The sequence below is a fragment of the Microbacterium sp. 10L49 genome, assembly GCF_056395125.1.
Window position 1 is genome coordinate 369,159 of record NZ_JBFTIW010000002.1, and the last position, 23,752, is coordinate 392,910.

25 protein-coding genes, 2 tRNA genes and 1 riboswitch are annotated in these 23,752 nt (G+C 70.0%); of the genes, 11 read left to right on the top strand and 16 right to left on the bottom strand.

Annotated features, from left to right (window positions below; genetic code table 11):
* Nucleotides 1–5 precede the first annotated feature (5 nt).
* The 3 genes from AC1DCT_RS06195 to AC1DCT_RS06205 all read right to left on the bottom strand — a co-directional run bounded on the left by AC1DCT_RS06195 (nt 6) and on the right by AC1DCT_RS06205 (nt 1,797).
* Nucleotides 6–557: a hypothetical protein gene (locus AC1DCT_RS06195; protein WP_477428058.1), complete on the bottom strand. Its 552-nt coding sequence runs from the start codon at nt 555–557 to the stop codon at nt 6–8.
* 211 nt (nt 558–768) lie between these two features.
* A tRNA-Ala gene (locus AC1DCT_RS06200) sits at nt 769–841 on the bottom strand.
* Between the two features lie 86 nt (nt 842–927).
* Complete coding sequence (locus AC1DCT_RS06205) at nt 928–1,797, bottom strand: hypothetical protein (RefSeq protein WP_477428060.1); 870 nt, start codon at nt 1,795–1,797, stop codon at nt 928–930.
* A gap of 93 nt (nt 1,798–1,890) precedes the next feature.
* On the opposite strand from AC1DCT_RS06205, the gene AC1DCT_RS06210 reads away from it, so the two are divergent.
* Entirely contained in the window at nt 1,891–3,297 is a 1,407-nt protein-coding gene (locus AC1DCT_RS06210; RefSeq protein WP_477428062.1) for an MFS transporter, read from the top strand.
* Nucleotides 3,298–3,320: 23 nt separating this feature from the next.
* Here the strand turns inward: AC1DCT_RS06210 and AC1DCT_RS06215 are convergent, their stop codons facing one another.
* Both AC1DCT_RS06215 and galU read right to left on the bottom strand, forming a co-directional pair.
* Nucleotides 3,321–3,998, bottom strand: coding sequence for a GNAT family N-acetyltransferase (locus AC1DCT_RS06215; protein WP_477428436.1), 678 nt, complete (start codon nt 3,996–3,998; stop codon nt 3,321–3,323).
* A gap of 25 nt (nt 3,999–4,023) precedes the next feature.
* Entirely contained in the window at nt 4,024–4,920 is an 897-nt protein-coding gene (galU, locus tag AC1DCT_RS06220; protein WP_440733714.1) for a UTP--glucose-1-phosphate uridylyltransferase GalU, read from the bottom strand.
* Between the two features lie 74 nt (nt 4,921–4,994).
* Here galU and AC1DCT_RS06225 point away from each other — a divergent pair, with 74 nt between their 5' ends.
* From AC1DCT_RS06225 to mscL, 3 genes are read left to right on the top strand one after another with little or no spacing between them, the layout of a single operon-like run.
* On the top strand, nt 4,995–5,585 hold the full coding sequence (locus AC1DCT_RS06225) for a 5-formyltetrahydrofolate cyclo-ligase (RefSeq protein ID WP_441976426.1): 591 nt from the start codon (nt 4,995–4,997) through the stop codon (nt 5,583–5,585).
* Between the two features lie 29 nt (nt 5,586–5,614).
* Nucleotides 5,615–5,890 carry an FmdB family zinc ribbon protein gene (locus AC1DCT_RS06230; RefSeq protein WP_441976427.1) on the top strand — a complete coding sequence of 92 codons (276 nt, stop codon included), beginning with the start codon at nt 5,615–5,617 and terminating at the stop codon, nt 5,888–5,890.
* A 28-nt stretch (nt 5,891–5,918) separates the two neighbouring features.
* On the top strand, nt 5,919–6,326 hold the full coding sequence (gene mscL / locus AC1DCT_RS06235; protein WP_440733717.1) for a large conductance mechanosensitive channel protein MscL: 408 nt from the start codon (nt 5,919–5,921) through the stop codon (nt 6,324–6,326).
* A 69-nt stretch (nt 6,327–6,395) separates the two neighbouring features.
* Here the strand turns inward: mscL and AC1DCT_RS06240 are convergent, their stop codons facing one another.
* Nucleotides 6,396–6,620, bottom strand: a complete 225-nt coding sequence (locus AC1DCT_RS06240) for a hypothetical protein (protein ID WP_440733718.1) — start codon at nt 6,618–6,620, stop codon at nt 6,396–6,398.
* Entirely contained in the window at nt 6,613–10,272 is a 3,660-nt protein-coding gene (locus AC1DCT_RS06245; RefSeq protein WP_477229526.1) for an AAA family ATPase, read from the bottom strand. The genes AC1DCT_RS06240 and AC1DCT_RS06245 overlap by 8 nt, the downstream gene beginning before the upstream one ends.
* 200 nt (nt 10,273–10,472) lie before the next feature.
* Here AC1DCT_RS06245 and AC1DCT_RS06250 point away from each other — a divergent pair, with 200 nt between their 5' ends.
* Nucleotides 10,473–11,030, top strand: a complete 558-nt coding sequence (locus AC1DCT_RS06250) for a methylated-DNA--[protein]-cysteine S-methyltransferase (protein WP_477428064.1) — start codon at nt 10,473–10,475, stop codon at nt 11,028–11,030.
* 80 nt (nt 11,031–11,110) lie between these two features.
* Here AC1DCT_RS06250 and AC1DCT_RS06255 read toward each other — a convergent pair whose 3' ends face one another.
* Together AC1DCT_RS06255 and AC1DCT_RS06260 are read right to left on the bottom strand one after the other, a co-directional pair.
* On the bottom strand, nt 11,111–12,742 hold the full coding sequence (locus AC1DCT_RS06255; protein WP_477428066.1) for a solute symporter family protein: 1,632 nt from the start codon (nt 12,740–12,742) through the stop codon (nt 11,111–11,113).
* The gene (locus tag AC1DCT_RS06260; protein ID WP_477428068.1) at nt 12,739–13,086 is read right to left on the bottom strand and encodes a DUF485 domain-containing protein; all 348 of its coding nucleotides are present in this window, start codon (nt 13,084–13,086) and stop codon (nt 12,739–12,741) included. The genes AC1DCT_RS06255 and AC1DCT_RS06260 overlap by 4 nt, the downstream gene beginning before the upstream one ends.
* 115 nt (nt 13,087–13,201) lie before the next feature.
* Here AC1DCT_RS06260 and AC1DCT_RS06265 point away from each other — a divergent pair, with 115 nt between their 5' ends.
* The 3 genes from AC1DCT_RS06265 to AC1DCT_RS06275 all read left to right on the top strand — a co-directional run bounded on the left by AC1DCT_RS06265 (nt 13,202) and on the right by AC1DCT_RS06275 (nt 14,905).
* The gene (locus AC1DCT_RS06265; RefSeq protein WP_440733723.1) at nt 13,202–14,056 is read left to right on the top strand and encodes a LuxR C-terminal-related transcriptional regulator; all 855 of its coding nucleotides are present in this window, start codon (nt 13,202–13,204) and stop codon (nt 14,054–14,056) included.
* 46 nt (nt 14,057–14,102) lie between these two features.
* A riboswitch (guanidine-III (ykkC-III) riboswitch) is annotated at nt 14,103–14,167 on the top strand.
* 12 nt (nt 14,168–14,179) lie between these two features.
* Nucleotides 14,180–14,506, top strand: coding sequence for a DMT family transporter (locus tag AC1DCT_RS06270; protein ID WP_477428070.1), 327 nt, complete (start codon nt 14,180–14,182; stop codon nt 14,504–14,506).
* Nucleotides 14,507–14,560: 54 nt separating this feature from the next.
* Nucleotides 14,561–14,905, top strand: coding sequence for a histone-like nucleoid-structuring protein Lsr2 (locus AC1DCT_RS06275; protein WP_440733725.1), 345 nt, complete (start codon nt 14,561–14,563; stop codon nt 14,903–14,905).
* 281 nt (nt 14,906–15,186) lie between these two features.
* Here AC1DCT_RS06275 and AC1DCT_RS06280 read toward each other — a convergent pair.
* The 5 genes from AC1DCT_RS06280 to AC1DCT_RS06300 all read right to left on the bottom strand — a co-directional run bounded on the left by AC1DCT_RS06280 (nt 15,187) and on the right by AC1DCT_RS06300 (nt 18,951).
* Nucleotides 15,187–15,260: transfer RNA gene (locus AC1DCT_RS06280), tRNA-Arg, on the bottom strand.
* Nucleotides 15,261–15,290: 30 nt separating this feature from the next.
* Entirely contained in the window at nt 15,291–15,788 is a 498-nt protein-coding gene (locus AC1DCT_RS06285; RefSeq protein WP_477428072.1) for an HNH endonuclease, read from the bottom strand.
* 291 nt (nt 15,789–16,079) lie between these two features.
* A complete protein-coding gene (locus AC1DCT_RS06290; protein WP_477428074.1) occupies nt 16,080–16,916 on the bottom strand; it encodes a M23 family metallopeptidase in 837 nt (278 codons plus the stop codon).
* A 236-nt stretch (nt 16,917–17,152) separates the two neighbouring features.
* Nucleotides 17,153–17,971, bottom strand: coding sequence for a M23 family metallopeptidase (locus AC1DCT_RS06295; protein ID WP_441976436.1), 819 nt, complete (start codon nt 17,969–17,971; stop codon nt 17,153–17,155).
* A gap of 287 nt (nt 17,972–18,258) precedes the next feature.
* Nucleotides 18,259–18,951: an iron-dependent transcriptional repressor DtxR gene (locus AC1DCT_RS06300; RefSeq protein ID WP_440733729.1), complete on the bottom strand. Its 693-nt coding sequence runs from the start codon at nt 18,949–18,951 to the stop codon at nt 18,259–18,261.
* A gap of 191 nt (nt 18,952–19,142) precedes the next feature.
* On the opposite strand from AC1DCT_RS06300, the gene serC reads away from it, so the two are divergent.
* Entirely contained in the window at nt 19,143–20,255 is a 1,113-nt protein-coding gene (gene serC, locus AC1DCT_RS06305; RefSeq protein ID WP_477428075.1) for a phosphoserine transaminase, read from the top strand.
* A gap of 84 nt (nt 20,256–20,339) precedes the next feature.
* Here serC and AC1DCT_RS06310 read toward each other — a convergent pair whose 3' ends face one another.
* A complete protein-coding gene (locus AC1DCT_RS06310) occupies nt 20,340–21,086 on the bottom strand; it encodes a DUF3027 domain-containing protein (protein ID WP_477428076.1) in 747 nt (248 codons plus the stop codon).
* Nucleotides 21,079–21,459 (bottom strand): cold-shock protein, encoded by a 381-nt coding sequence (locus AC1DCT_RS06315; RefSeq protein WP_440733732.1) that lies wholly within the window; start codon nt 21,457–21,459, stop codon nt 21,079–21,081. Before AC1DCT_RS06315 ends, AC1DCT_RS06310 begins: the two co-directional genes overlap by 8 nt.
* Nucleotides 21,460–21,574: 115 nt before the next feature.
* Between AC1DCT_RS06315 and AC1DCT_RS06320 the strand changes: the two genes are divergently transcribed.
* Together AC1DCT_RS06320 and AC1DCT_RS06325 are read left to right on the top strand one after the other, a co-directional pair.
* Nucleotides 21,575–21,850: a multidrug ABC transporter ATPase gene (locus AC1DCT_RS06320; protein WP_441976439.1), complete on the top strand. Its 276-nt coding sequence runs from the start codon at nt 21,575–21,577 to the stop codon at nt 21,848–21,850.
* Between the two features lie 23 nt (nt 21,851–21,873).
* Nucleotides 21,874–23,655, top strand: a complete 1,782-nt coding sequence (locus AC1DCT_RS06325) for a helicase-associated domain-containing protein (RefSeq protein WP_441976440.1) — start codon at nt 21,874–21,876, stop codon at nt 23,653–23,655.
* The last annotated feature ends 97 nt before the right edge of the window (nt 23,656–23,752 follow it).

Consider the following 23,752-nt stretch of genomic DNA (forward strand, 5'->3'; position numbering starts at 1 on the left):
CCAGTCTAGGGACGGACCGGCTGCGGTCGCGGCGCGGGCTTCTTCGGCCAGATCGTGTAGCTCACGGCCCATAGGAGGTCGACGACCAGCACGATTCCGACGATGCGGAAGCCGGCGAGCAGACCCTCCGTTCGCTCTGCGTCACCGACCAGCAGGACGAGGATCGCGACGATCGCCGATGCGATCGCGGCCATCAGCAGGGTGCGCAGCAGATCCTTCCAGCACTTCTTCGCATACGCCGACCCAGCGAGCGCGACCGGGCGAGGCCCGCCCGCGAAGCGATGCGCGAATCGGATGTCGGCCCAGGCGATGAGCGGATGCCCGAACGCGATCGAGAAGCCGATGTAGGCCGCCGCCAGGCCGTGCTCCCAGGACGCGGTCCCGCCACGGAGCAGGTCGGACGCGACCAGGATGAGGAGAACCACATCGATGAGCGGCGCCGCGATCAGGAATCCCGCGCCGAGGCGGGGCCGGCGCAGCACATATCGCGCCACGAGCCCGGCGACGATCGTCACCCAGAACGCGACCTCGCACACCACGACAAATGCCAGGATCATGTCGCACCACCCTTCCCCGCTCGATCTTTGTTAGCACGACTGTATCAACAAAAGTGAAGGGCGCGACGAAGGAGGGGCCTCAAGGCGGCCGACGACGGCGGGCCGGAATGACTCGACATCGAGGAGACCCGGGGCCTCGGATGTCGCCCCAGGAATCATCAGCCGAGGACGACGAAAGCCCCGAGCGACTGCTCGGGGCCTTCTGTTCCGGTGGACCCAAGGGGATTTGAACCCCTGACCTCCTCGATGCGAACGAGGCGCGCTACCAACTGCGCCATGGGCCCGTGAACCAGATCAGCCTAGCACGGGCACGGGGAAGCGCTCGTCATCGGCGACGTCTGCAGCACCCGCCGGGCGTGTCGGCTCGCGCTCAGCCCGCGGCGCGCTGGGCGAGCAGCTGACGCACGTGCGCCTCGATCTCGGCGTCGTCGACGTAGCCCATCCGCGTGTACGGCGACTCCTGTGCAGCCGTCGGCGCGGGCAGCTCCACGGGGGCCTGCGGGGCGAGTTCATCGGCCTTGCGCTGCAGCTCGGCGGCGCGGGCGGCCTCACGAGCAAGGGTCTGGGCGTCGATCGTGGCGCGCGCCGCGTGCGCCCGGGATCCGGCGACGGAGGTGAGCGGCTCGGGCAGTGTGCGGGGCGTCCAGGTGCGCGGGCCCTGATCATGCAGCTCGCTCTCGCGCGCGGGCGACTCCTCCACCGCAGGTGCCGTCGCGACGCGCGCGGCACGGCGGGCCGCGCGACGGGCGACCGCCGCCATGCGCTGCAGCAGCAGCAGGGCGAGTACCGCGACAGCACCGCCGGTCCAGAGCAGGATCGATGATGCGCCGGTCACCAGCTGCCAGACGCCCAGGCCGGACGCGGCGAGCGCGAGGACGAACATCACCGTGGCGACGAGGCGAGTACGACGGCGAGCGCGGGCGCGCAGGAAGGCGGGATCGGCGCGCGTGGAGGCGAGCTGCTCGCGCAGAAGCTGCAGATCGGCCTGCTCCCGGTCTGTCTGCAGCTTCTTCGCCAGCTTCTGCTGCGCGAGAGCCGTGCGGGCGTTCAGCTCGAGCTGCACCTCGCGCGGCGCCTCGCTGGTCTCGGCGAGCACGCGCAGGGCGCGGTTCAGCCGCAGCGCGTTGCGCTCGGCGGCGTCGTACTGATGCTGTCCCCGCCACGACGGCAGGAAGTAGAGCAGCCACAGCAGCGCCGCGACCAGGACGATCACGCCCCCGCTCAGCACCGGCCCGTTCATGCTCTCCACGGTATGCGACGGCCCGCCCGTGACCGCGCCGACACGCGCACGCCGACCCCACGCCGAGCCGGCGCAGGCCCTCGACCGGCCCCGATGTCCGCACCGGCGAGTAGGGTCGGGCTCGTGGCCTCGTTCACCCCTCTGCAGCGACTCGTCATCGCCGTCGCCGTCCTCGCATCATTCGTCACGTTCCTCGACGGCACCGTCGTCACCGTCGCCCTCCCTGCGATCAGCCGCGAGCTGGGCGGCGGCATCACCACCCAGCAGTGGGCGGTGGACGCCTACCTGATCACGCTCAGCGCCCTGATCCTGCTCGCCGGATCCGTCTCCGACGCCTACGGCCGAGTACTGGTGATGAGGATCGGACTGATCGCGTTCGGGGTCGCCTCGATCGCCGTCGCGGCCGCGCCCACTCCCCTGGTGCTCATCATCGCCCGTGCCGCGCAGGGCGCCGCCGGCGCCCTGCTCGTACCGAGCTCGCTTGCGCTGATCACGGCCGTGATGCGCGGCGAGGTGCAGTCCAGGGCGATCGGGGTCTGGACCGCCTTCACGACCGCCGCACAGCTGGTCGGACCGCTGCTCGGCGGGCTGTTCGTGGATCTGCTCTCCTGGCGCTTCGTGTTCCTCATCAACGTGCTTCCGATCGCCGTCACGCTCCTGCTGCTGCGCCGGCTCCGTCTGCCGGAGCACGAGCGCACCGCGCAGGTGGACTGGCTCAGTGGAGCGCTCTGCGCCATCGGGCTCGGCGGCGTGGTCTACGCGCTCATCGAGCAGCCGCATCAGGGATGGGGCTCCCCCGTGATCCTGATCACCGCCGTCGGCGGAGCGGCTCTGCTGGCGATCTTCCTGCTGCGCCAGCGCCGCCCGCACCCGCTGATGCCGCTGTCCCTGTTCCGGGTGCGCAACTTCGCGTGGGGCAACCTGTCCACCCTCTTCGTGTACGCGGCCCTGTCTCTGAACGGTTTCGTGATCGGCGTCTACCTGCAGCAGGGCGCCGGGCTCAAGGCCACCGAGGCGGGCCTTGCCAGCCTGCCGATCACGATCCTGATGATCCTGCTCAGCTCGCGCGTCGGTCGGCTCGCCGGGCGGCTCGGGCCGCGGCTGTTCATGGCGGGCGGTCCGCTGGTCATGGCCGCGGGTGCTCTGCTGCTTCTCCTCGTCTCCGAGGACTTCGACTACTGGTGGCAGGTGCTGCCGGCGATGATCGTGCTCGGCATCGGCCTGTCGCTGACCGTCGCCCCGCTCACCTCGGCGATCCTCGGATCGATCGAAGAGAGCCGCTCCGGCATCGCCTCGGCGGTGAACAACGCGGTCTCCCGCGTGGCGGGCCTGCTCGTGGTCGCGATGATCTCCACGATCGTGGGCGGAACGCTGAACCTGGCGGGCTTCCACAGCGCCACCTGGGTCACCGCCGCCCTGTTCGCGGTCGGCGGGGTCGTGTCGTGGATCGGGATCCGCCGCCCCGTCCCGGAGGCCGTCACCGATCCTGCCGAGGGCTGAGCCGCCTCACGGGCGGGCCGCGCTCAGCCCTGGACGCCCGCCGCCCCGTGCAGCCCGACATCGCCCTGCACGTCGGCTGTGCCCTGCACGCCGGTCGAGGGCAGATCCGACGCCGGTACGGCCGCCCATTCCGCGGGGACGCGCCCCGACGCCCAGCGGTTCAGCACGCCCTCCGGCACGTCCTCGCGCACGAGCGAGAACGCGAGGTGGTCGCGCCAGTCTCCGTCGATGTGGATGAATCGGCGGCGTATACCCTCATATCGGAAGCCGAGCTTCTGCACGACGCGCAGGCTCGGCCGGTTCTCCGGCCGCAGGCAGATCTCGATCCGGTGCAGCCCCAGATCGGTGAACGCCAGGTCGGTCGCCATCGCGACGGCGGCCGGGGTGATCCCGTGCCCCGCGAAGCGCTCACTGACCCAGTAGCCGATCGTCGCGGAGCACAGGGATCCGCGCATGACTCCCCAGATGTTGAGCTGACCGGCGATCTTCCCGTCGTACTCCATCACGAACGGATAGCCGCTGCCGTCCCGGTACTGCTGCAGCAGCCGCCGGATGCTCACCCTCATGTCGATGCCGGTCTGCAGGCCGGGCAGCGTCGCCTCCCACGGCTGCAGCCAGCGCCGGTTGGTGACCAGCTCATGCTGCAGCGGGCGCGCGTCCTTGGTCCGGATGAGGCGAAGCTCGACCGGTCCGTGCCGCATCGGCGCCGAGACGTCCACGATCCGCTCAGATCCTCTCAGCGAACTCCTTGAGCCAGACCCGCAGGTCCGGCCCGAGGTCGTCGCGATCGGCGGCGAGCTGCACGATCGCCTTGATGTACTCCAGGCGATCGCCCGTGTCATAGCGGCGCCCGCGGAAGATCACGCCGTGCACGCCGGGCCCGTCCGGATCCGCAGCGAGCTCCTGCAGCGCGTCCGTGAGCTGGATCTCCCCGCCCTTCCCGGGCGGCGTGCGCTCGAGGATCTCGAAGATCGAGGCAGGCAGCACGTAGCGGCCGATCACGGCGAGATTCGACGGCGCCTCATCACGAGCGGGCTTCTCGACCAATCCGGTCACGTGCCGGATCTCGTCGGCGGCGCCGTCCGGAGTTCCGTCCACCGCCGCCGTGCCGTACAGGTGGATCTGGTCGAGATCCACCTCCATGAGCGCGATCACGGCCGCGCCCGTTCGCTCGTGCTCGGCGATCATCGCCGTCAGCAGCGGATCGCGCTCGTCCATGAGGTCGTCGCCGAGCAGCACCGCGAACGAGCTGTCACCCACATGCGTGCGCGCGCGCAGCACCGCATGCCCGAGGCCCTTGGGCTCACCCTGGCGCAGATAGTGGATGTCCGCCATGTCGCTGGATGCGACGACGCGGGCGAGGCGGCTGTGGTCGCCCTTCTGCGTCAGCTTGCCCTCGAGCTCCGGCACGGAGTCGAAATGGTTCGAGATCGCGTTCTTGTTCCGGCCGATGATCACGAGGATGTCGTCGATGCCCGCGGCCACGGCCTCTTCGACCACGTACTGGATCGCGGGCTTGTCGACGACGGGCAGCATCTCCTTGGGCATCGCCTTCGTGGCAGGCAGGAAGCGCGTGCCCAGGCCGGCCGCGGGGATCACGGCCTTGATGCGTGCCTTCGTCATCTGCTCAGCTTACGGGCGCTTGCTCGGATCCGGCCCTCAGCCGACACGCGCGGAGCCCCGGTAGGATCAGGGCCATGCCCGGCGAGATCGATCATGCGAAACGCGCGCTGCGCGCCGATCTGCGCGAGCGCCGCGGCCTGCTGTCGGATCAGCAGCGCGCCGCAGCCGAGACCGCACTCAGGGCACGCCTCGACGAGCTGATCGCCGCGACCGGCGCGCGCTCGATCTCCTGCTTCCTCTCGACCACCACCGAGCCCGGCACGCGCACCTTCATCCGCGAGGCGCTCGCCCGCGGAATCCGCGTGCTGCTGCCGATCACCCGCGAGGACGGCCTGCTCGACTGGGCGGTGGCGGGCTCCGAGGAGGAGATCACGACGGGCTTGCACGGACTGCCCGAGCCCACCGGCGAGATCCTCAACCCGATGGCGCTGGATGAGGTGGATCTGCTGCTCATCCCGGCGGCAGCCGTCGATCGCACGGGAATGCGCATGGGCTGGGGGCGCGGTTACTTCGACCGCACGCTCGGCTCGATGCAGAAGTGCCCGCCCGTCTACGCCGTCGTCTACGACTCCGAGATCCTCGACGAGGTGCCGCACGACGTGCACGACCAGCCGGTCACCGGCGCGGTCACGCCGCTGCGCACCGTCGTCTTCCCCCTGACCTGACCTTCCCGAACCGAGACCTGCGAGGCCCCATGCCCACTTACTCCTATGCCTGCACCGTCTGCGGGCACCGCTTCGACGCCGTCCAGTCCTTCTCCGACAGCGCCCTCACCGAGTGCCCCGAGTGTCAGGGGCGACTGCGCAAGGAGTACGGAACGATCGGCGTGACCTTCAACGGCTCGGGCTTCTATCGCACCGACTCCCGCGCGGGATCTGGGGTTTCCTCTTCGGCGGGGGCATCATCGAAGACGGAATCGACGGCGAGCGCCAAACCTGCGCCCGCCTCCGCACCGGCCTCGGGATCCTGAGGCCGAACTTCAGGGGAGAGAAAGAAGCATGATCAAGGGGTTCAAGGAATTCATCACACGCGGGAACGTCATCGACCTCGCTGTCGCAGTCGTCATAGGTGCCGCGTTCACCGCGATCATCAACACCATCGTCGAGAGTTTCATCAACCCGTTGATCGGAGCTCTCGTCCCGTCGGGTGATCTCGCCAAGTGGACGATCACGATCCCCGGCGTCTTCGCCGATGCGCACTTCGGCATCGGCGCCATCATCGCCGCGATCATCAACTTCGTCGCCGTGGCACTCGTCGTCTACTTGTTCCTCGTCATGCCGATGAACAAGTTCAAGGAGCGCCAGGCCGCGAAGGCGGGTGTCGTCGACGCACCCGAGGAGCTGCCCAGCGAGCAGGTTCTGCTCATCCAGATCCGCGACCTGCTCGAGAAGCAGAAGTCGGCCTGACCGGATCCAACCTCGATGCCCCCGCGCCCTCGTGGCGACGGGGGCGTCGTCGTCTGCGGGCCGCCGATGTCAGTAGTGCGGCGGCACCTCTCGGCGCAGGGCGGCGTCGTTCGGCCCCGAAGCGCCCTGTGCCGTCGCTCCGGAATCGCGGTCGCGCTCGTCCGGCTCGGCGTGCGTGCCAGGCGCCGGTGTCAGCTTCGCACGTCGTGAACCGCGCACGCGCACGATGCGCTGCCGGGATCCGGATCCGTCCGAACCCGCCTCGGACGACGCAGCAGGCTCCCCGTCAGGCATCGTCGACATCGAGCGGCTGGGTGTCGCCGTCCACGCGCGGCGCGTCGAGCGGCACCCCCAGCACCTCGCCGATGCGGCGTGCGACGCCGGCGGGATCGCTGTACAGGTCGAAGGCGTGCACGCGGATGTAGTGCCAGCCGAGGCGTCGCAGCACCTGCGGGCGCAGGCGCAGCGTCTCCCGGAGCGACTCGGGACGCGATTCCGGATCCGGTTCGATCACGACCGCCTTGCCGGCGTGCTGCGCCACCAGGGGCAGCAGTCCGCGGTAGTCCACGTCGACCGAGACCCCGATGCGGCGCAGTTCTCTGGCGAGCGCGAGCGTCAGCGGATCCGCCTGGTCCTCCGAGCGCTCCTCGCGGGCGTGGCCGGCGAGGTCGCCGAGGATCGCCATGAGCGTCGCGGCACCGTGATCGAGGCGGCCCTCGTCGAACGAGGATGGCCGGATCGATGAGACGATCACCATCGACCGGCGCGCCCTGGTCATGCCGATCGTGAGCAGGCGGTCGCCGTCGGGCGAGGACAGGTCGCCGAAGTCGCTGAGCACACGGCCGTGCTTGGTGACGCCGTAGCCGAGGGAGAAGATCACGCGGTCGCGGCTCTCCGCCGCCGCCTCCTCGAGCGTCAGCACGACGAAGGGCTCCTGGGTGTCCCTTCCGACGAACTCGGCCACGTCGCTGCGCCCCGCGAAGGCGACGGACACGGCCGCGAAGACCCGCTCGGCATGCCGGCGGCTCGCGGTGACGACCATGAGCGACTCGGTCGGGCGGTGCACCGCGTGCTCCACCACGAGCGTCACGACGCGCGCGACCTCGGCCTCGGGGCTCTCCATCGCACCGGTCTCCGGGTGCGGGATGCCGACGCCACCCTCGACGTAGTCGACGGTCAGGGATCCGCGTCCGAGATAGGAGCCTGCCCACGGCAGTGACACGATCTCGCCGCCGTAGAACGCGTCGTTGATGAGCGAGGCGAGATCCTCACCGCCGGCGCGGTAGCTGCGGGTCAGGGTGACCACGGGCAGCAGTTCGGAGAGGCGCTCGAACACAGAGGTCTCGTCGAACGGCTCCTCCTCCTCGCGGTCCTCCGCGGGCATCGTGGCCACCTGGAACGCGGTCGGCTTCTGCAGCACAGGATCGCCGAACGCGACGATCTGGCGGGCGCGGCGGATGGCCGGCGTCGCCTCGGCCAGGTTGATCGCGGCGGCGTCGACCAGGATCACGGTGTCGAACTCGATCGAGTCGGGCAGATCCGGCACCTGATAGGGCGAGGCGATCCAGACGGGCGCGAGCACGCGCATGAGCGTGGGCGCCGCAGCCACCAGCTCGGCGACCGTGGTGCGGTGCTGGGTGAGCCCGTGACGCAGATTCTGCGCCTCTGCGGCTTCGTCCACGATCGAGATCCGCCACTGGCCGCTCAGCTGCCAGGCAAGCAGGGGACCCGCGGCGCCGGCATGCGCCTCGTCGACGAGGCGGAAGTCGCGCTCGAGCTGATCCACGACGGAGGTGTTCGCGCCCAGCAGCGAGCGGTTCTGGCGCAGCGCCTGCTCGAGCAGCGACTGCCACCAGGCGTACTCCAGTTCGGCGCCCACCCGATCCTCCGAGAGGTGCCTGGTGGACAGGTCGATCAGCAGCGGCTCGAGCCCGAGACGTGCCAGTTCGTCTCGGATCCGGGCGCGCTCGATGAGGTTCTCGAAGACGTCGGACTTCGCCGCGAGACCGGCGAGCGTGCGCAGCAGGCGCGCGACCGGCAGCGTCGCGAGCGGCTCGCGACGTCCCAGCGCCGCGTCGAGTTCGGCGAGCTGCGCGTCGACGTCGCGCCAGGCCACGGAGACGTCGGCGAGCCCGAGCGGCACCTCGGGGGCGACGCCGGCGTCGACATAGCGCTGCCATTCGGTGCGCTGGCTCTGGATACGCGTGAGCGCCTCGTGCATGTCGCCCACGTGCGCACCGGGTCGCACGTACTCCTTGGCGAGCTGGCGCAGCCGGCGACGGTTCGCACCGGTCAGCGCAGCGCTCTCCCGACGGTTGCCGTGAGCCTTGATGAGCTCCCCGAGCGGACGCTCGAACACGGCCGGGGTGAAACGGTCGAGCGAGTCGCGGATCCCCTGCAGCAGCCGCAGGTACTCGCCGAGCTCGGAGATCGTCGCGAACGGGCGCATGCGCGTCTGGGCGACCAGCTCGTAGCCCTGCTCGAGCAGATCCGGCACGGTGCGCGCATGCAGCCGCTCGGCGAGCGCGTGCACGCGGTGCGCCTCGTCGGAGGAGGCGAAGACGACGCCGTACCAGGGCGAGTCGTCGGGTCCGAACCGGAACTCGCCCAGCCGCGCGGCCTGCGCAAGGGCCTCGGCGGCATGCGTGCGGTCCTCCGCGAGGTTCTGCAGCGCCGGCCGACCGAGCCGCGCGGTGGTGGACGGCGGCGTCGGCAGCAGCGCGAGCCGGGTGAGCATGCGGGTGGCGTCGAGCACGCTGGCGCCCAGCGCCGGATCCTTCTCGGTCAGCGCGCGGCGATAGTCGCGCAGCACCGTGCGCAGCCGGAGCAGGGCGTCGTCGATCTCGGCGAGCTTGGGCGGGGCCGCCTTCTCGTTGCGTCCGATCGCGCGCACCAGGTCCCGGCGCACGGAGGCGGGCGACACGGCGAATCCGTCCAGCCCGATCCCGCTCAAGCGGTGCCGCACGCCGTCGAGCGTCGAGCGTCGCGGCGAGACGACGAGCACGCGCTTGCCCGCGCGCACCAGCTCGCCGATCGCGTTGATCACGGTCTGCGTCCCGCCGGTCCCCGGCAGCGTCGACACCGTGAGCGAGTGCCCGGCCGCGATGCGCGCCAGCACCTGCTCCTGCTCGTTGTCCGCGTCGAGGAGCAGGTTGTCGGAGGCCGGTGCCCGGTCGTCCGGACCGGCGGCGGAGGGGGTCGGACCGGGTGCGGTGACCCGCTCGCGATCGGCCGCGTGCCCGGCCAGCGCATTGAGCACGGGGTGGTCGAGGTCGTGGGCGTCGCGGGCCATCGCGGTGCCGACATCGGCGAAGGTGGAGACGACCATGCGCGGCTGCACGGAGAACGTGTCGACGGACGAGGTCGCCGCACGGAGCATGTCGATGGCGGGCTGCGGTGCGAACACGCCGTTCTGATACGCCAGGGCGGCGAGCCGGGCGTCGTCGATCGTGATCCCGAAGTGGTCGCGGGCGATGCGCACCAGCTCCGGGTTGAGGAAGAACTGCCCGTGCAGCTTCAGCTCGTAGTCGGCGTAGTGCCGTCGGATCGCCAGCGGACGCAGCAGCATCGGGGCGGCGTAGTCGACGCCGCCGATCCGCCAGGTGCACAGCCCGACCGCGAGGTGCACGGCGTCGAGGCCTCGCACAGTGCGCAGCTCGGTGTTCTTCGCGGTGATGCGGTCGGCAGCCAGACGGGCGTTGCGCAGCCCCACCTCGTCGCGGAACAGGTTCGAGAGCAGCGTGGAGCGGCCGGTGATGAACTGGGGAAGGCTTCCGGGATGCGCCCGCGAGATGTCGATTCCGCCGCCGGCGACGTCGCGGTAGGCAGTAAGCGGCGACGGCCCGCCGAGCTCCGCGGCCTCCGCCCTGAGACGGGCGCGCTCGACCGTGGCGGCATGCACCACCTGTACGCCCGGCTCCGCCACGTCGACGTCGCTGGGCGTCACGGACTTGTCCTCCGCGTTCTTCCCGTCACGTCGCCACACACGACAAAGACTAGGCGTGCCGCATGGGCAGAACCGTCAGATCCGCTGGGTTTCGCCGGATTCAGGTGCTTTCTCCCTCCACAGCGGGCCTTTTCCCGATGTTCCCCACCGATTGCGCCTCTCGGCCTCCGTCGGCGCCGGCGGTGACCGAGGATGGGTGCATGACCTACCGCTACGACTTCGCCGACACCCCGTTCGGGGACGCGCTGCTCGTCTTCTCCGACGAGGGGCTGGTGGCCTTCGACCTGCCGGAGGGGATGCACCGCGGCTCGCCCTGGGCGCTGGAGGCGACCGCACGGATGCTGCATGCGCTGCCGGAACCGGATCCGGGCGCGGGCGCCGAGGTCGACGCACTGCTGCACGCGTACTTCGACGGAGAGCCGATCCGCTTCGATCAGGAGCTCGCCCTGGACTGGCGGCTCGTGAACGGCTTCACACGCGCCGCCCTGCAGGCCGTGTCCGAGATTCCCTGGGGCGAGTCCGCGAGCTACGGCGAGGTCGCGGCAATGGCCGGCAGTCCCGGCGCCGCTCGCGCGGTGGGCACCGCGTGCCGGAACACCCCCTTCTCGATCGTCGTGCCCGTGCACCGCGTGGTGCGTGCCGACGGCTCGCCCGGCCAGTACGGGGCGCATCCCGAGCGCAAGCGGTACCTGCTGGACCTGGAGGCGGATGCGGCCGCCCGAGGCCGCATCGCGGTCGACGTCCGCCCCGGCGTGTAGGCCGCCGGGGCGGACGCGCATCCGGGCGGGATGCGCGGCGGGCGCGCGGGTGCGCGCACCCCTTCGTCAGTGCGGGCGGCTCAGTGCTCCACCGCCTTCTCCGCGCCGTAGCCGGTGAGCGAGCGCACCTCCATCTCGGCGGCGAGCCGCCGATCCTCCGTGCCCCGGTCCAGTACGGATCCGAGCCAGCCCAGCAGGAATCCGAGCGGGATCGACAGGATCCCCGGATTCTCCAGTGGCCAGACGGCGAAGTTCACGCCCGGCAGGAACGAGGTGGGTTTGCCGGAGAACACCGGCGACAGCACGATCAGGATGATCGCCGCCGCCAAGCCCCCGTACATGCTCCATACCGCGCCCTGCGTGGTGAAGCGCTTCCAGAACAGCGAGTACAGGATCGTCGGCAGGTTCGCCGAGGCGGCCACAGCGAACGCCAGAGCCACGAGGAAGGCGATGTTCTGCCCCTGTGCTCCGATGCCGCCGAGGATCGCGAGCACGCCGATCACGATCACGGTACGGCGCGCCACGCGAACCTCGCCGTTCGGATCCGCCTGGCCGTCGCCGTTCTTGCCGCGTTTCACCACGTTCGCGTAGATGTCGTGCGCGAACGACGCGGCCGCCGTGATCGTGAGCCCCGCCACCACCGCGAGGATGGTCGCGAACGCCACCGCCGAGATGAAGCCCATCAGCACGGGACCGCCGAGATGGAGCGCGAGCAGCGGCGCCGCGGAGTTCACGCCGCCCGGCGCCGCCATGATCGACTGAGGTCCGACCAGTGCGCCGGCGCCGTACCCGAGCACCAGGGTGAGCAGGTAGAAGATGCCGATCAGCCAGATGGCCCACACCACGGAGCGACGAGCCTCCTTCGCCGTGGGCACCGTGTAGAAGCGCATCAGCACATGTGGAAGCCCGGCGGTGCCCAGCACCAAGGCGAGCGCGAGGGAGATGAAGTCCCAGGGATTGGCACCGTACTTCAGTCCCGGGCCGAGGATCGCGTCCTTCGGGTCCGAGGCGGATGCCGCCACCGCGCTCTCCAGGAGGGTGTTCAGGGAGAAGCCGTTCAGTGCGAGCACCCAGACGGTCATCGCGACCGCGCCGGCGATCAGCAGACCCGCCTTGACGATCTGCACCCAGGTCGTCCCCTTCATGCCGCCGATCAGCACGTACACGATCATCAGCACGCCGACCACCGCGATGATGAGCGATTGCCCGAGCTTGTCGCTGATGCCGAGCAGCAGCGAGACCAGGCCGCCGGCGCCCGCCATCTGCGCGAGCAGGTAGAAGAAGCACACCGCGAGGGTCGTGAGCGCCGCCGCCATCCGCACCGGCCGCTGCCTGAGCCGGAACGAGAGCACGTCGGCCATCGTGAACTTCCCGGTGTTGCGCATCAGCTCGGCCACCAGCAGCAACGCCACGAGCCAGGCGACGAGGAACCCGATCGAGTAGAGGAACCCGTCGTACCCGTTCACGGCGATCGCGCCGCAGATGCCCAGGAAGGACGCCGCGGAGAGGTAGTCGCCGGCGATCGCGAAACCGTTCTGCGGGCCGGTGAAACTGCGACCGGCCGCGTAGTAGTCCGCTGCGGTCTTGTTGTTCCGGCTCGCCCTGATCACGATGAACAGCGTCACGGCGACGAACGCGAGGAAGACGGAGATGTTCAGCACCGGATTGCTCTGGTCGAGCGTGGAGCCGGCGGCGGAATGAATGACGATCATGCCCCCGCCTCCGTCTTCTCCAGCGTCTCGCGAATGCTCGCGGATTGCGGATCCAGCTTCCGGTTCGCGAATGCGACATAGCCCATCGTGATCGCGAATGTCGTCACGAACTGGCCGAGACCGAACAGCAGCCCGACGGTGATGTCTCCCCACACCCGCTGCGCCATGAAATGCGGAGCGAATGCCGCGAGCAGGACATACACGAAATACCAGACCAGGAACAGCACTGCGAGCGGGAACACGAAGGATCGATGCTCGCGGCGCAACCTGCGGAACGGTTCCGATTCCTGCACCTGCAGATAGTCGATGGCATCGGATGTGTGCGCATCAGTGGTTTCGGACATGGGGCCTCCTCGCCTCATATCGATTTCTCCGGCGAGCCCCGATGCGCGCCGGAGTGATAACGTCGACGCTACGAAACGACCAGACGGGGCGGGCACCCCCGGAAGTTGGTAGTCGGTGAACTCGTTCGAGACAGTCGGATCCGATGCGGATCTGGTCGCGCAGGCCGTGCGCGACCTGATCCGGCGCACCCGATTCCCGGTCGCCTTCGGCGGCCTGCTCGACAGCGGTGAGGTTCCGGTCACCGCGATCGTCGGCTCCCGCACCCGCAGCCTCGAGGGTCTCAGGGTGCAGCCGCAGCGCGGTCTCGGGGGACGGGCCATGACCGAACTTCGTCCTCGGATGACCCACGACTACGGCGCCTCGCGGCAGATCACCCACGACTACGACGGCTTCGTGCTGGGCGAAGGTCTGCGCACGCTGCTCGCGATCCCCGTGATCGTGTCCGGACGGCCGCGTGGCGTGCTGTACGCCGGGACCTGGGAGGAATCTCCGGCCGGCGGAATCACCACCGCCCCGGCGATGCAGATCGCGGACGCGCTCGCCGGCGAACTGCGCATCCGCGAAGAGGTGGAGCGGCGGCTGCGCTCCATGAGCACGCCGGCTCCCCCGCCCTCGTTGAGCCCCGCACAGCGCGAAGAACTGCGCGAGAGTTTCGCCGAGCTGCGCGCCGTCGCCGCCCTCGTGCCGGACCCGGCGGTGCGCGAACGCCTCGGTGATCTCGAGCACCGCCTGCTCGCACTCTCCGCGCCTGCGCCACGGTCGCGCGCCGCCGAGGTGCACCTGTCCCCGCGCGAGCTCGACGTGCTGAGCTGCGCAGCCCTCGGTCAGACCAACGCGCAGGTCGCAGGTGAGCTGGGACTGCGCGAGTCCACGGTGAAGGCGTACCTGGGCACCGCGATGGCCAAGCTCGACGCCCCGACCCGCCACGCCGCCGTCGCCCGGGCGCGGCGGGACGGACTGATCCCCTGACCCTCTGCGCTGCCCTGCTCCTGCCCAGGATGTGCGGCTATGCTCTGAATCGCGCAGTGCGCACCCGGACGAGGCGGGCCAGTACCCGGACAGCGAAAAGACTGGCTCTCAAGGAGGCCCGCCGTGGCGTGGTTCGTGCTCATCCTCTCCGGAATGTTCGAGGCCGTATGGGCCACCGCGCTGGGGAAATCCGAGGGTTTCACGAAACTGTGGCCGAGTGTCATCTTCGTGATCGGCCTCGCCGCATCGATGTTCGGGCTGGGGTGGGCGATGCGGGAGATCCCGACGGCCACCGCCTATGCGGTATGGGTCGGCATCGGCGCCTCGCTCACCGTCGTCTGGGCGATGATCACCGGCGATTCCGAGGTCTCTTGGCTTCGTATCCTGCTGATCCTCGGGCTGGTCGGGTGCATTGTCGGATTGAAACTGATCGATCAGGGACACGCATGACATTCCGCATTCCAATCATTGCCGCCGGCAATTCCTGCAACTAGGTTTGTCGCCATGGCACGCAAAATCGTTCATCAGCTCGTCGACGATATCGACGGTTCCGTTCTCGAAGTGGGCGAAGGCGAGACCGTTCATTTCTCGCTCGACGGATCCGCCTATGAGATCGATCTGACCAGCGCCCACGCCGCAGACCTGCGTGCGGCACTCGCCCCCTACCTCTCCGCAGGCCGGCGCACGCAGCGCGCGGCGACGGGACGGCCGGCTGCAGCCGCCAAGCGCCCGAATCGCAACCCTGAGACCGCGTCGATCCGCGCCTGGGCCGGTGACAACGGCTACAAGCTCTCCGAGCGCGGCCGGATCCCGGCAGACGTGATCGAGGCCTATCGCGCCGCGCACTGACCACGAACCATGAATGCGAGAGGGACCGCCTGTATGGGCGGTCCCTTCTCATGTGTGCGGCGAGGTGGCGGGGGTGTCGAGATCGGGTCGCGTGTGCCCCCGCATCTCCATCAGTTGTGCCCCCGCATCTCCATTCGCCCCTCCGCGCGCCGCACGTGTCGAGATCGGGTGACGTCCGCAAGGATGGCGGTGCGCGGAGCCTCCTGGCGAATGGAGCCTCGCCTTTCGGGCGGTGTAAAGCGATGGGGAGACCACCCTTCGGGCGGTCTCCCCATCGCTCGTGCCCCCGACAGGATTCGAACCTGCGACCTGCCCTTTAGGAGAGGGCCGCTCTATCCGACTGAGCTACGAAGGCGCGCTCCCAGTCTAACGAGCGCCCACGGACCTAAGCGGCCATCGCCAGGTACCGCTCCCAGCTGGGTTCGCCGCGTTCGGATCCGCGCACGGTCCAGCCGGTCCCCCGCGGCGGGGCGGGCGTCAGTCGCAGCTCCCATCCCATCTCCTGCGGAGTGCGATCGCTTTTGACGTTGTTGCAGCGCAGGCAGCACGCCACCAGGTTCTCCCAGGAGTTCTTGCCGCCGCGCGAACGCGGCAGCACGTGATCGATCGTGGAGGCGGACTTGCCGCAATACCCGCAGCGGTTGCCGTCGCGGCGCAGCACCCCGCGTCTCGTGACGGGAGCGTACCGGCTCCTCGGCATCCGCACATAGCAGCTGAGCACGATCACGGCCGGGCGGTCGAAGCGGCCGCTCGCCGCCCAGACGGGATCGTCGTCGACGCATTCGACGACGGAGGCCTTCTTGTTCATGACCAGCACGAGCGCGCGTCGGAACGACACGATCGCGAGCGGTTCGTACCCTGCGTTGAGCACCAGTGTGCGCATCCTGCATCCCTTCGATCCGACCGGGACGGCTTCCCGGTCTCTCGACCGTGCGCAGACGGAGGGTCCGCAGGATACGAAAACGGCGCTGTCTACGAGAGACAGCGCCGAGAGCGCACGGGTGATCCGTGCCGATCCTGCGGGCAATGCCGAAGAACGAGTCGACCGAGTGCATCCGTGGTTCGGATGCTCGGTATTCGTCCCATCGTGTTCCTCCGCCCTTGCGACGACGGAATCAGGCTAACCCATGCCCCGGCGACGACGCGGAGAACTTCCGGTGAACGCGCTGTCGGATCAGCGGACGTTCACCTCGAGCCACGCCAGCGGGTCGATCTCGGTGTTGTTCACGAGCACCTCGAAGTGCAGGCAGGATCCGGAGACCCAGCCGGTGTTGCCGACCTCGCCGAGGTACTGTCCGGCGGTGACGCACTGACCCACGCTCACGGCTCGGCTGCCGTAGTTCATGTGCCCGTAGAGCGTTGCGATCGCGTTGGCCCCGCTCAGGGCGGGGTGCGAGAGCTCGATCGTCTCGCCGTAGCCTCCGTAGCCGTCCTGCGAGATCGTGACGCAGCCATCGGCGGCGGCGTAGATGGGCGTGCCGATCGGGGCGGCGAAGTCCTGTCCCATGTGGCTGCGACCGCTGCGAGCCGCGCCGAAGCCATCGCTCAGCGTGTAGGAGCCGGCCGCCATGGGGTAGATGACCTGTCCGGGGCTCGCGATCGGCGCCATGCTCGTGCGGACGGACGCGACCGAGGGCTTGGCGGCGGCCTCCGCCGCCGCCTTCGCCGCGGCGAGCGCGGCCTCGGCCGCCTTCTTCTGCTCGATCTCCTGCGGCGTCGTCGCGGTGAACGAACCCCGCGTGCCCGACACCGCCGTCGCCTCGGAGGCGACCACGATCGACTGCGCATGGCCGGCGGCGATCTGCTCTGCGGTCGCCGGCGAAGCGGTCGCGGGCGAAGCGGCGCCGGTCACGAGTGCTGGAAGGGCGATCGCTGTCACCAGTGCACCGACAGCGGCGAGCACGGCGAAAGTGCGGATCGGGCGCACCACGGAACGGGAGACCGGGTTCTTCGCACGCTTCGTGGAACGCGTGTCGACGGATGTATCGGTCTTTTCGAGTTCTGCAGCCAAGGGCTTCCTCCAGGCCTCGGCGCCGTGCGTCGGCTCGTCCGTATTCGCGTGCAGGTCGGGATTTCGACAAGCATCAGGATGACCACGGCGGTGACGAACCGGGAGGCGGCCGCCGGGGTTATCGTCGACGGGCTTCTCGTCGGCGACCTCCCCGACGTTACCCGATCGTGATGAATCTGTCACCCCCTGATTCTGGATGACCGATCCGAGCAACCGGCAGGGGCGACTGATGCCGGTCAGCCCGCGTTCGCGGCGAGCCAGGGCTCAGGGTCGATGACCGAGCCGCCGATGCGCACCTCGAAGTGGAGGTGGGATCCGTACGAGTTACCGGTGTTGCCGACCAGCCCGATGAGCTGACCTGCGGAGACCTGGTCACCCGTCTCCACCATCCGGCTGCCGTAGACCATGTGACCGTAGCGGGTCTCCACCATGGTGCCGTTGAGGTTGCTCATGATCATGATCGAGACGCCGTATCCGCCGATGCTCTCGGCAGACGCGGTCACAGTCCCGGCAGCCGCAGCGTAGATCGGGGTGCCTTCCGGGGCGATCATGTCCCAGCCCTCGTGGCCGCGACCGGATCCGGGGCCTTCGCCCGGGGTGAAGCTGGTGACCGGGTAGCGCACCGCGCCCGAGCCCGGAGCGACCAGCGCCATCCCAGCGAGGGACGGGCGGGAGCTGCTGGCCGACGCCGCCGATGCGGCCGCCTCGGCGGCCCGAGCCGCTGCGGCATCCTCCGCCTTGCGCTTCTCGATCTCGTCCGGCGTGGTCGCGGTGAACTGCCCGCGCGCGCTCGGGGCCTGTGTGGCCTCGGAAGCGACGACGATCGACTGCGCGTTGTCTGCCGCCAGCTGCTCCGTGGTCACCGGGGCCGCATCGGCCGGACCGCTCGCCGAGGCGAACGCCGGAAGGCCGATCGCAGCGACCAGGGCGCCGACGGCGCCCAGGATCGCCACCGTGCGCACCGGACGCACGAAAGCGGATCGGTTCACGCCCTTCTTGGACGTCGTCGCTTCGGCGTTCGTCGGGCTCGCAGTCTCGATCGTGGTCTCAGGCAAAGTCTGTCCTCCGGCCTCTGCGCGAGATCGCGCCGGTCCGTCGTCGATCGGGTCGGTCCGCACAGGGCTCGGACACATGCCTCCCCACGGCGGCGACGGGCCGATGAGGCGAGCGCCGTGGAGTCCGTCGGCGGGCTTCTCGCCGGCGGCCCTTTCGACGCTACCGGAAAGTCACGAACGTGTCACACTGCGCCAAGGATCTGCTGAACGTTGATTTTCCGCGGATCCAGAGGGTCGCGTACAGGCGACGCCCAGGCGGCGGATCGTCCCCGATGCGTGCGAAGAGCTCAGGCGACCAGGAAGATGTGCGAGGCGAGCTCGACCGGGAGCTCGAGCCCCTCGTCCTGCCCGTCGACCTCGATGAGCACGTACCCCTCGTTGAAGCGGAACCGCCCGCGCGCCCCCGGGACGACGCCCGCGTCACGCAGTTGCTCCAGCAGCTCCGGATCCACCTGCGCGGGCTCGGCGAGACGACGCACGGTGCCCTCGGTGGGGGTGCCCGCCGTGTTCATGTGTTCGACGAGGCCGATCACGCCCTCGTCGAAGGTGCGTGCCGGGGTGCCGCCGAGCTGGTCCAGGCCGGGGATCGGATTGCCGTACGGCGACTCCGTGGGGTGCCCGAGAAGCTCGACCAGACGGCGCTCCACCTGCTCGCTCATGACGTGCTCCCAGCGGCAGGCCTCCTCGTGCACGTAGGCCCAGTCCAGCCCGATCACGTCGGAGAGCAGCCGCTCGGCGAGGCGGTGCTTGCGCATCACGTCCACCGCCTTGCGGCGTCCGGCCTCGGTCAGTTCGAGCCGTCGATCCTCGGAGACGACCACGAGACCGTCGCGCTCCATGCGGCCGACCGTCTGCGACACCGTGGGGCCGGAGTGCCCGAGGCGCTCGGAGATCCGGGCGCGCAGGGGGACGATGTTCTCCTCCTCGAGTTCGAGGATGGTGCGGAGATACATCTCCGTGGTGTCGATCAGATCGGCCATCGATCCCCCTTGTCGTGCCGCGGACGCGGTTGCGTGGTGTTAGGCAAGCCTACCTTCTGCGGATATGCGTCGGCTCTGCCCTGCAGGGGCTGTCAGAGGCATCGCAGCGCGGGGTCGCCAGCCTCGTGCGGAGCCCGTCGCACGGCGTCACAGGGCCGGGGCGCTCCCCCGCCGACACCTAGAATCTGTGCATGGCGATCGAGATTCCCCGTGAACTTCTGCCCGTCGACGGCCGCTTCGGATGCGGCCCGTCCAAGATCCGTCCGGAGCAGGTGAGCGCGCTCGCCGCCGTCGGGTCGAGCCTGCTGGGCACCTCGCACCGGCAGGCGCCGGTGAAGAACCTCGTCCGCAGCGTCCGCGAGCAGCTGTCGTCGCTGTTCCGCCTTCCGGAGGGCTACGAGATCATCGTCGGCAACGGCGGATCCACGGCGTTCTGGGACGCCGCCGCGTTCGGCCTCATCGAGAACCGCGCGCAGAACCTCGTCTCGGGCGAGTTCGGCGGAAAGTTCGCCAAAGCGGCGGCCGCACCATGGCTGCAGGCGCCGGACGTGCGCAACGCCGAGCCCGGATCCCGCGCCGAGGCCGAGATCGTCGACGGCGTGGACGTGTACGCCTGGCCGCACAACGAGACCTCGACCGGCGTCGCCTCGCCGATCCGCCGCGTCGCCGCGGATGGCGCCCTCACCGTCATCGACGCGACGAGCGCCGCCGGTGGCATCGACTTCGACGTGACCGAGACGGACGTCTACTACTTCGCCCCGCAGAAGAACCTGGGCTCCGACGGTGGGCTGTGGTTCGCCGCGGTCTCACCTGCCGCGATCGAGCGGATCGAACGGATCGCCGCCTCCGGTCGCTACATCCCCGAGTTCCTCAGCCTGAAGAACGCCGTCGACAACTCCCGCCTCGAGCAGACGCTCAACACGCCCGCCCTGACGACGCTGCATCTGCTCGACTCGCAGCTGCAGTGGATCAACACCAGCGGCGGACTCGCCTGGGCGGCGGCCCGCACGAACGAGTCCTCGCAGGAGCTGTACCGCTGGGCCGAGGCGAGTTCCGTGGCGACGCCGTTCGTCGCAAACCCCGCCGACCGCTCCCCCGTGGTGGCGACGATCGACTTCGACGACTCGGTGGACGCGACCGCGATCGCCAAGACCCTGCGCGAGAACGGCGTCGTCGACACCGAGCCCTATCGCAAGCTCGGCCGCAACCAGCTGCGTATCGCGACGTTCGTCTCGATCGAGCCGGATGATGTGCGGCAGCTGATCCGCTCGATCGACTACGTGCTGGAGCACCAGGGCGTCTGAGTCGCGCTGCGATATGAGAGAAGGCGCCTCCGCTCGGGGGCGCCTTCTCTCATATCGAAGCATTTCCGGGCCTTGCCCGGCGCGTCACTCCTCTTCGGAGTCGTCGTCCTCGTCGGAATCGTCATCCTCTTCGGAATCGTCATCCTCGGAGTCCTCCGCGGACTCTGCCGAGTCATCGAGCTCATCGATGTCCACGCCGTCGAGGTCGCCGGCGTGGAAACGCGGTGCGGCATCGTCCTCGTCCCGCTCATCGGCGTCGAGATCGTCATCGTCGGCGTCGTCATCGAGATCGTCGTCGTCGAGGTCGTCGTCGGATCCGCCGTCGAGCTCTTCGCCCGAAATCTCCTCGGATCCGTTCGCCTCTGCGTCGTGCTGCGCGGTCGCGGCGAGCTCCGCTTGATGTGCGCGGTACTCCGCGAGGCGCTCGGCCCACGGCACCCATTCGGGCGCGAGCAGAGCACCGTCGCCGGGCAGGAGCTCGGCCTCCAGCACGGTCGGCTCCTCGTCCCCGACCTGGGCGACCGAAACGGTCCAGTACCAGCCGGGGTAGCCGCCGAGCCGGTTCTCGAAACGCAGCGAGAGCACGCCGTCGACCTCGGGCAGGTAACCGGCAGCCGGCCCGACCGATGCGGCGGGGGTGATCTCGTGCAGGGCGGCGAGCGCCAGATCGCGCGCGCCCAGCAGGCGCTCGCTGACGAACGGCACGGCGAGGGGCTCATCGGTCGAGAAGCGCTCCTCGACCGCCGGGGCGACGGCTTCGGCGGACTCCGGCGCGACCGCGCCCTGCGCAGGCTCGACCGGCTCGATGCCCGAGGCCTCGTCCTCAGGCATCGAAGTCCTCGGCGACGTTGCGCAGCACGGCGGCGATCTTGCGGCCGTGGCTGGACGACGGATAGCGGCCGCGGCGCAGGTCGCCGCCGATGCCGTCGAGCAGCTTCACGAGATCCTCGACGATCACAGCCATGTCGTCCGCGGGCTTGCGCTTGGACTTGGCGAGGCTCACCGGAGCCTCGAGCACGCGCACGGAGAGCGCCTGCAGGCCGCGTTTTCCGTCGGCGACGCCGAACTCGACGCGAGCGCCGGCCTTGACCGCGGACCCGGCGGGGAGGGACGAGGCGTGCAGGAAGACGTCCTGGCCGTCATCGGTGGTGATGAAGCCGAACCCCTTCTCGTCGTCGTAGAACCTGACCTTGCCGGTGGGCATGGGAGAACCTCGCTGCAAATACTCGGGCGCCGGATCCGGGGGATCCGATCGGGTGGCGTGCGGAAGCCCCGCACCCCACCAGCCTACCGGTCGCGGAGCGGGTAGGCTGGGACGGATGAGCACTCGGCCGCCTGCCCCCGAGCCGGAGATCCGCGGGATCGATCGGTTCCTGACCTTCGGCGCGCTGACGCTGGCCGCCCTCTCGGTGATCTGCTTCTTCGTGATCATCATCGCGACCGCGGTGGGGATGAAGCAGGCTGACTTCACGCACGGCGCCTGGCCCGTCGTGGGCGTGTTCCCGTTCTGGGGCCTGCCGATCGCCTTCGGCATGATCGTCGTCCTGCTCATCATGAGCTTCGTCCGGAGAGGACGCGCGGCGCGGCGCTCCTGACGCCGCCGCGAGCTGTTCTCACCATGAGCACCCATGCGCGCCTTCTCGCCGAGGCGTTGTCCGCGCGTACCGATGACGAGCTCGCCGCGCTCTTCGGGCGCCGTGAGGTGCGACCCGATGCCGGCTGGCACGATTTCTTCGACGCCGCCGAGGCGCTGCTGGATCCGACGTCGGTGGCACGGGTTCTGCCCCGTCTGACCCGGGCCGAGGTCGCGGGACTCGTCGCCGCCGCATCCGGCGCGGATCCCGGTGCGGTCGCGGACGCGCTGCGCACCCTCGCCCTGCTCTCGCCCTCCGGCGCGACGCTACCCCCGACAGTGGCGGCGGCCGTCGCCGCACGCGACACCGTCGCAGGCCCGATCATCCCGGGCGACGAATCGGTGTCCGCAGACCTCCCTAAGAGCGCAGATGAGCCCGAGTCAGCCCGGGCCGCCGAACGCGCCTTCACGACGGTCGCGACACTCGCCGACGCCCTTCTGCTCGCCGAGGAGGGGCCGCTGGCGCTGCTCGCAGGCGGCACCGTGGGACTCTCCGAGAAGCGCCGCCTGAGCGAACGCGGGCTCCCCGAAGACCCTGCTCTGCTCGACGATGTGCTCGCGCTCGGCACGGCCGCCGGTCTGCTGCGGCCGATCGAGCGCACCCTGCGCCTGTCCGACGCCGGTGCGGCGTGGCTCCGGCTGCCCGGCCCCGAGCGCTGGTCGCGGCTGGTCGCAGGTTTCCGCACCGCTCTGCCCGAGGTGCTGCGCACCCGGAACGGCGGCTGGATCCCCCTTGCGGACTGGCACGCCGAGCATCCCTGGGACCCGAGCTGGCCGGCACGCATCGACGGACTCATCCGGCAGGCCCGTCTGCTCGGCCTCATCACAGACGAGAGCTCGGACGGAACCGCAGCGGAGACCCCCTGGGCCGAGGCGCCGCGACGCGGAGCGGACCCGGATCCCTCCGCCCTCGCCGCCTACGTGCCCGCCGAGGTCGACCGGATCTTCCTGCAGAACGATCTCACTGCGATCGCCCCGGGGCCGCTGCTGCCCGCCCTGGACCTGCGGCTGCGCGGCATGGCCACCCGCGAGTCGGCGAGCCAGGCGTCCTCGTACCGCTTCACCGCCGACTCGCTCAGCACGGCACTGTCGTCCGGGGAGACGGAGGAGGGGGTGCTGGACTTCCTCGAAGGTCTCTCCCTGACGGGAGTGCCGCAGCCGTTGCGCTACCTGCTGGCGCAGAGCGCGAGCAGGCACGGCCAGGTGCAGGTCGGTACCGACCCTGCGACCGGACGGACTCGCGTGCGCAGCCGCGACCTGCACCTGCTGCAGGCGATCGGCGTGGACCAGGCGCTGCGCCCCCTGGGCCTCGTCCCCGACGACACCGGCGAGGACGCCGCGGCGCTGACCACGCGGGTCAACCGCGACACCGTGTTCTGGGCGCTCACCGACGAGCACTACCCCGCCGCCCTCGTGGACGCGGCCGGTGCGGTGGAGCGACCGGTTCGCACCACAGCGGAGAGCGCTCCCCCGCCCCCCGCCGACGCCCAGCGCTACGCGGCGCTCATCGCCCGGCTGCGGGAGGCGCGTGAGGGCAACCCGGACGCCGCGTGGCTGGAACGGGAGCTCGAGCACGCCGCGAAGCAGCGCGCCGTGCTCGCCGTCGAGGTAGCCATGCCCGACGGCACGGCGCGCGAGCTGGTGCTCGAGGTGACCGGCTTCGGGGGCGGGCGCGTCCGCGGCCGCGACCGGGCGAGCGACGTCGAGCGCACCCTGCCGATCCGCTCGATCCTCTCCACCCGCGCCATCGAGGACGCCGGATCCTGAGTCCCGATCCTCTCAGCAGGACCGGGCCGCCCCGACCCCCGTGGCCGCGAGCATCGATCGGCGCCGAGCGCCGGCTCCCCGGTGCGACCGGTAGACT

Bases quoted from the DNA above. Each gene is read 5' to 3' on its own strand.
- AC1DCT_RS06255 (WP_477428066.1), bottom strand. From the start codon at position 12,742: ATGATCGTCATTCATTCCGCCGCCGGCTCCACGCTCGACCAGAGCAAT.
- mscL (WP_440733717.1), top strand. From the start codon at position 5,919: ATGATCAAGGGGTTCAAGGAATTCATCACACGCGGGAACGTCATCGAC.
- AC1DCT_RS06275 (WP_440733725.1), top strand. From the start codon at position 14,561: ATGGCACGCAAAATCGTTCATCAGCTCGTCGACGATATCGACGGTTCC.
- AC1DCT_RS06325 (WP_441976440.1), top strand. From the start codon at position 21,874: ATGAGCACCCATGCGCGCCTTCTCGCCGAGGCGTTGTCCGCGCGTACC.
- AC1DCT_RS06210 (WP_477428062.1), top strand. From the start codon at position 1,891: ATGTCCGCACCGGCGAGTAGGGTCGGGCTCGTGGCCTCGTTCACCCCT.
- AC1DCT_RS06310 (WP_477428076.1), bottom strand. From the start codon at position 21,086: ATGCCTGAGGACGAGGCCTCGGGCATCGAGCCGGTCGAGCCTGCGCAG.
- AC1DCT_RS06315 (WP_440733732.1), bottom strand. From the start codon at position 21,459: ATGCCCACCGGCAAGGTCAGGTTCTACGACGACGAGAAGGGGTTCGGC.
- AC1DCT_RS06250 (WP_477428064.1), top strand. From the start codon at position 10,473: ATGACCTACCGCTACGACTTCGCCGACACCCCGTTCGGGGACGCGCTG.
- AC1DCT_RS06215 (WP_477428436.1), bottom strand. From the start codon at position 3,998: ATGCGGCACGGACCGGTCGAGCTTCGCCTCATCCGGACCAAGGACGCG.
- AC1DCT_RS06285 (WP_477428072.1), bottom strand. From the start codon at position 15,788: ATGCGCACACTGGTGCTCAACGCAGGGTACGAACCGCTCGCGATCGTG.
- serC (WP_477428075.1), top strand. From the start codon at position 19,143: ATGGCGATCGAGATTCCCCGTGAACTTCTGCCCGTCGACGGCCGCTTC.
- AC1DCT_RS06195 (WP_477428058.1), bottom strand. From the start codon at position 557: ATGATCCTGGCATTTGTCGTGGTGTGCGAGGTCGCGTTCTGGGTGACG.
- AC1DCT_RS06225 (WP_441976426.1), top strand. From the start codon at position 4,995: ATGCCCGGCGAGATCGATCATGCGAAACGCGCGCTGCGCGCCGATCTG.
- AC1DCT_RS06320 (WP_441976439.1), top strand. From the start codon at position 21,575: ATGAGCACTCGGCCGCCTGCCCCCGAGCCGGAGATCCGCGGGATCGAT.
- AC1DCT_RS06240 (WP_440733718.1), bottom strand. From the start codon at position 6,620: ATGCCTGACGGGGAGCCTGCTGCGTCGTCCGAGGCGGGTTCGGACGGA.
- AC1DCT_RS06230 (WP_441976427.1), top strand. From the start codon at position 5,615: ATGCCCACTTACTCCTATGCCTGCACCGTCTGCGGGCACCGCTTCGAC.
- AC1DCT_RS06205 (WP_477428060.1), bottom strand. From the start codon at position 1,797: ATGAACGGGCCGGTGCTGAGCGGGGGCGTGATCGTCCTGGTCGCGGCG.
- galU (WP_440733714.1), bottom strand. From the start codon at position 4,920: ATGACGAAGGCACGCATCAAGGCCGTGATCCCCGCGGCCGGCCTGGGC.
- AC1DCT_RS06260 (WP_477428068.1), bottom strand. From the start codon at position 13,086: ATGTCCGAAACCACTGATGCGCACACATCCGATGCCATCGACTATCTG.
- AC1DCT_RS06300 (WP_440733729.1), bottom strand. From the start codon at position 18,951: ATGGCCGATCTGATCGACACCACGGAGATGTATCTCCGCACCATCCTC.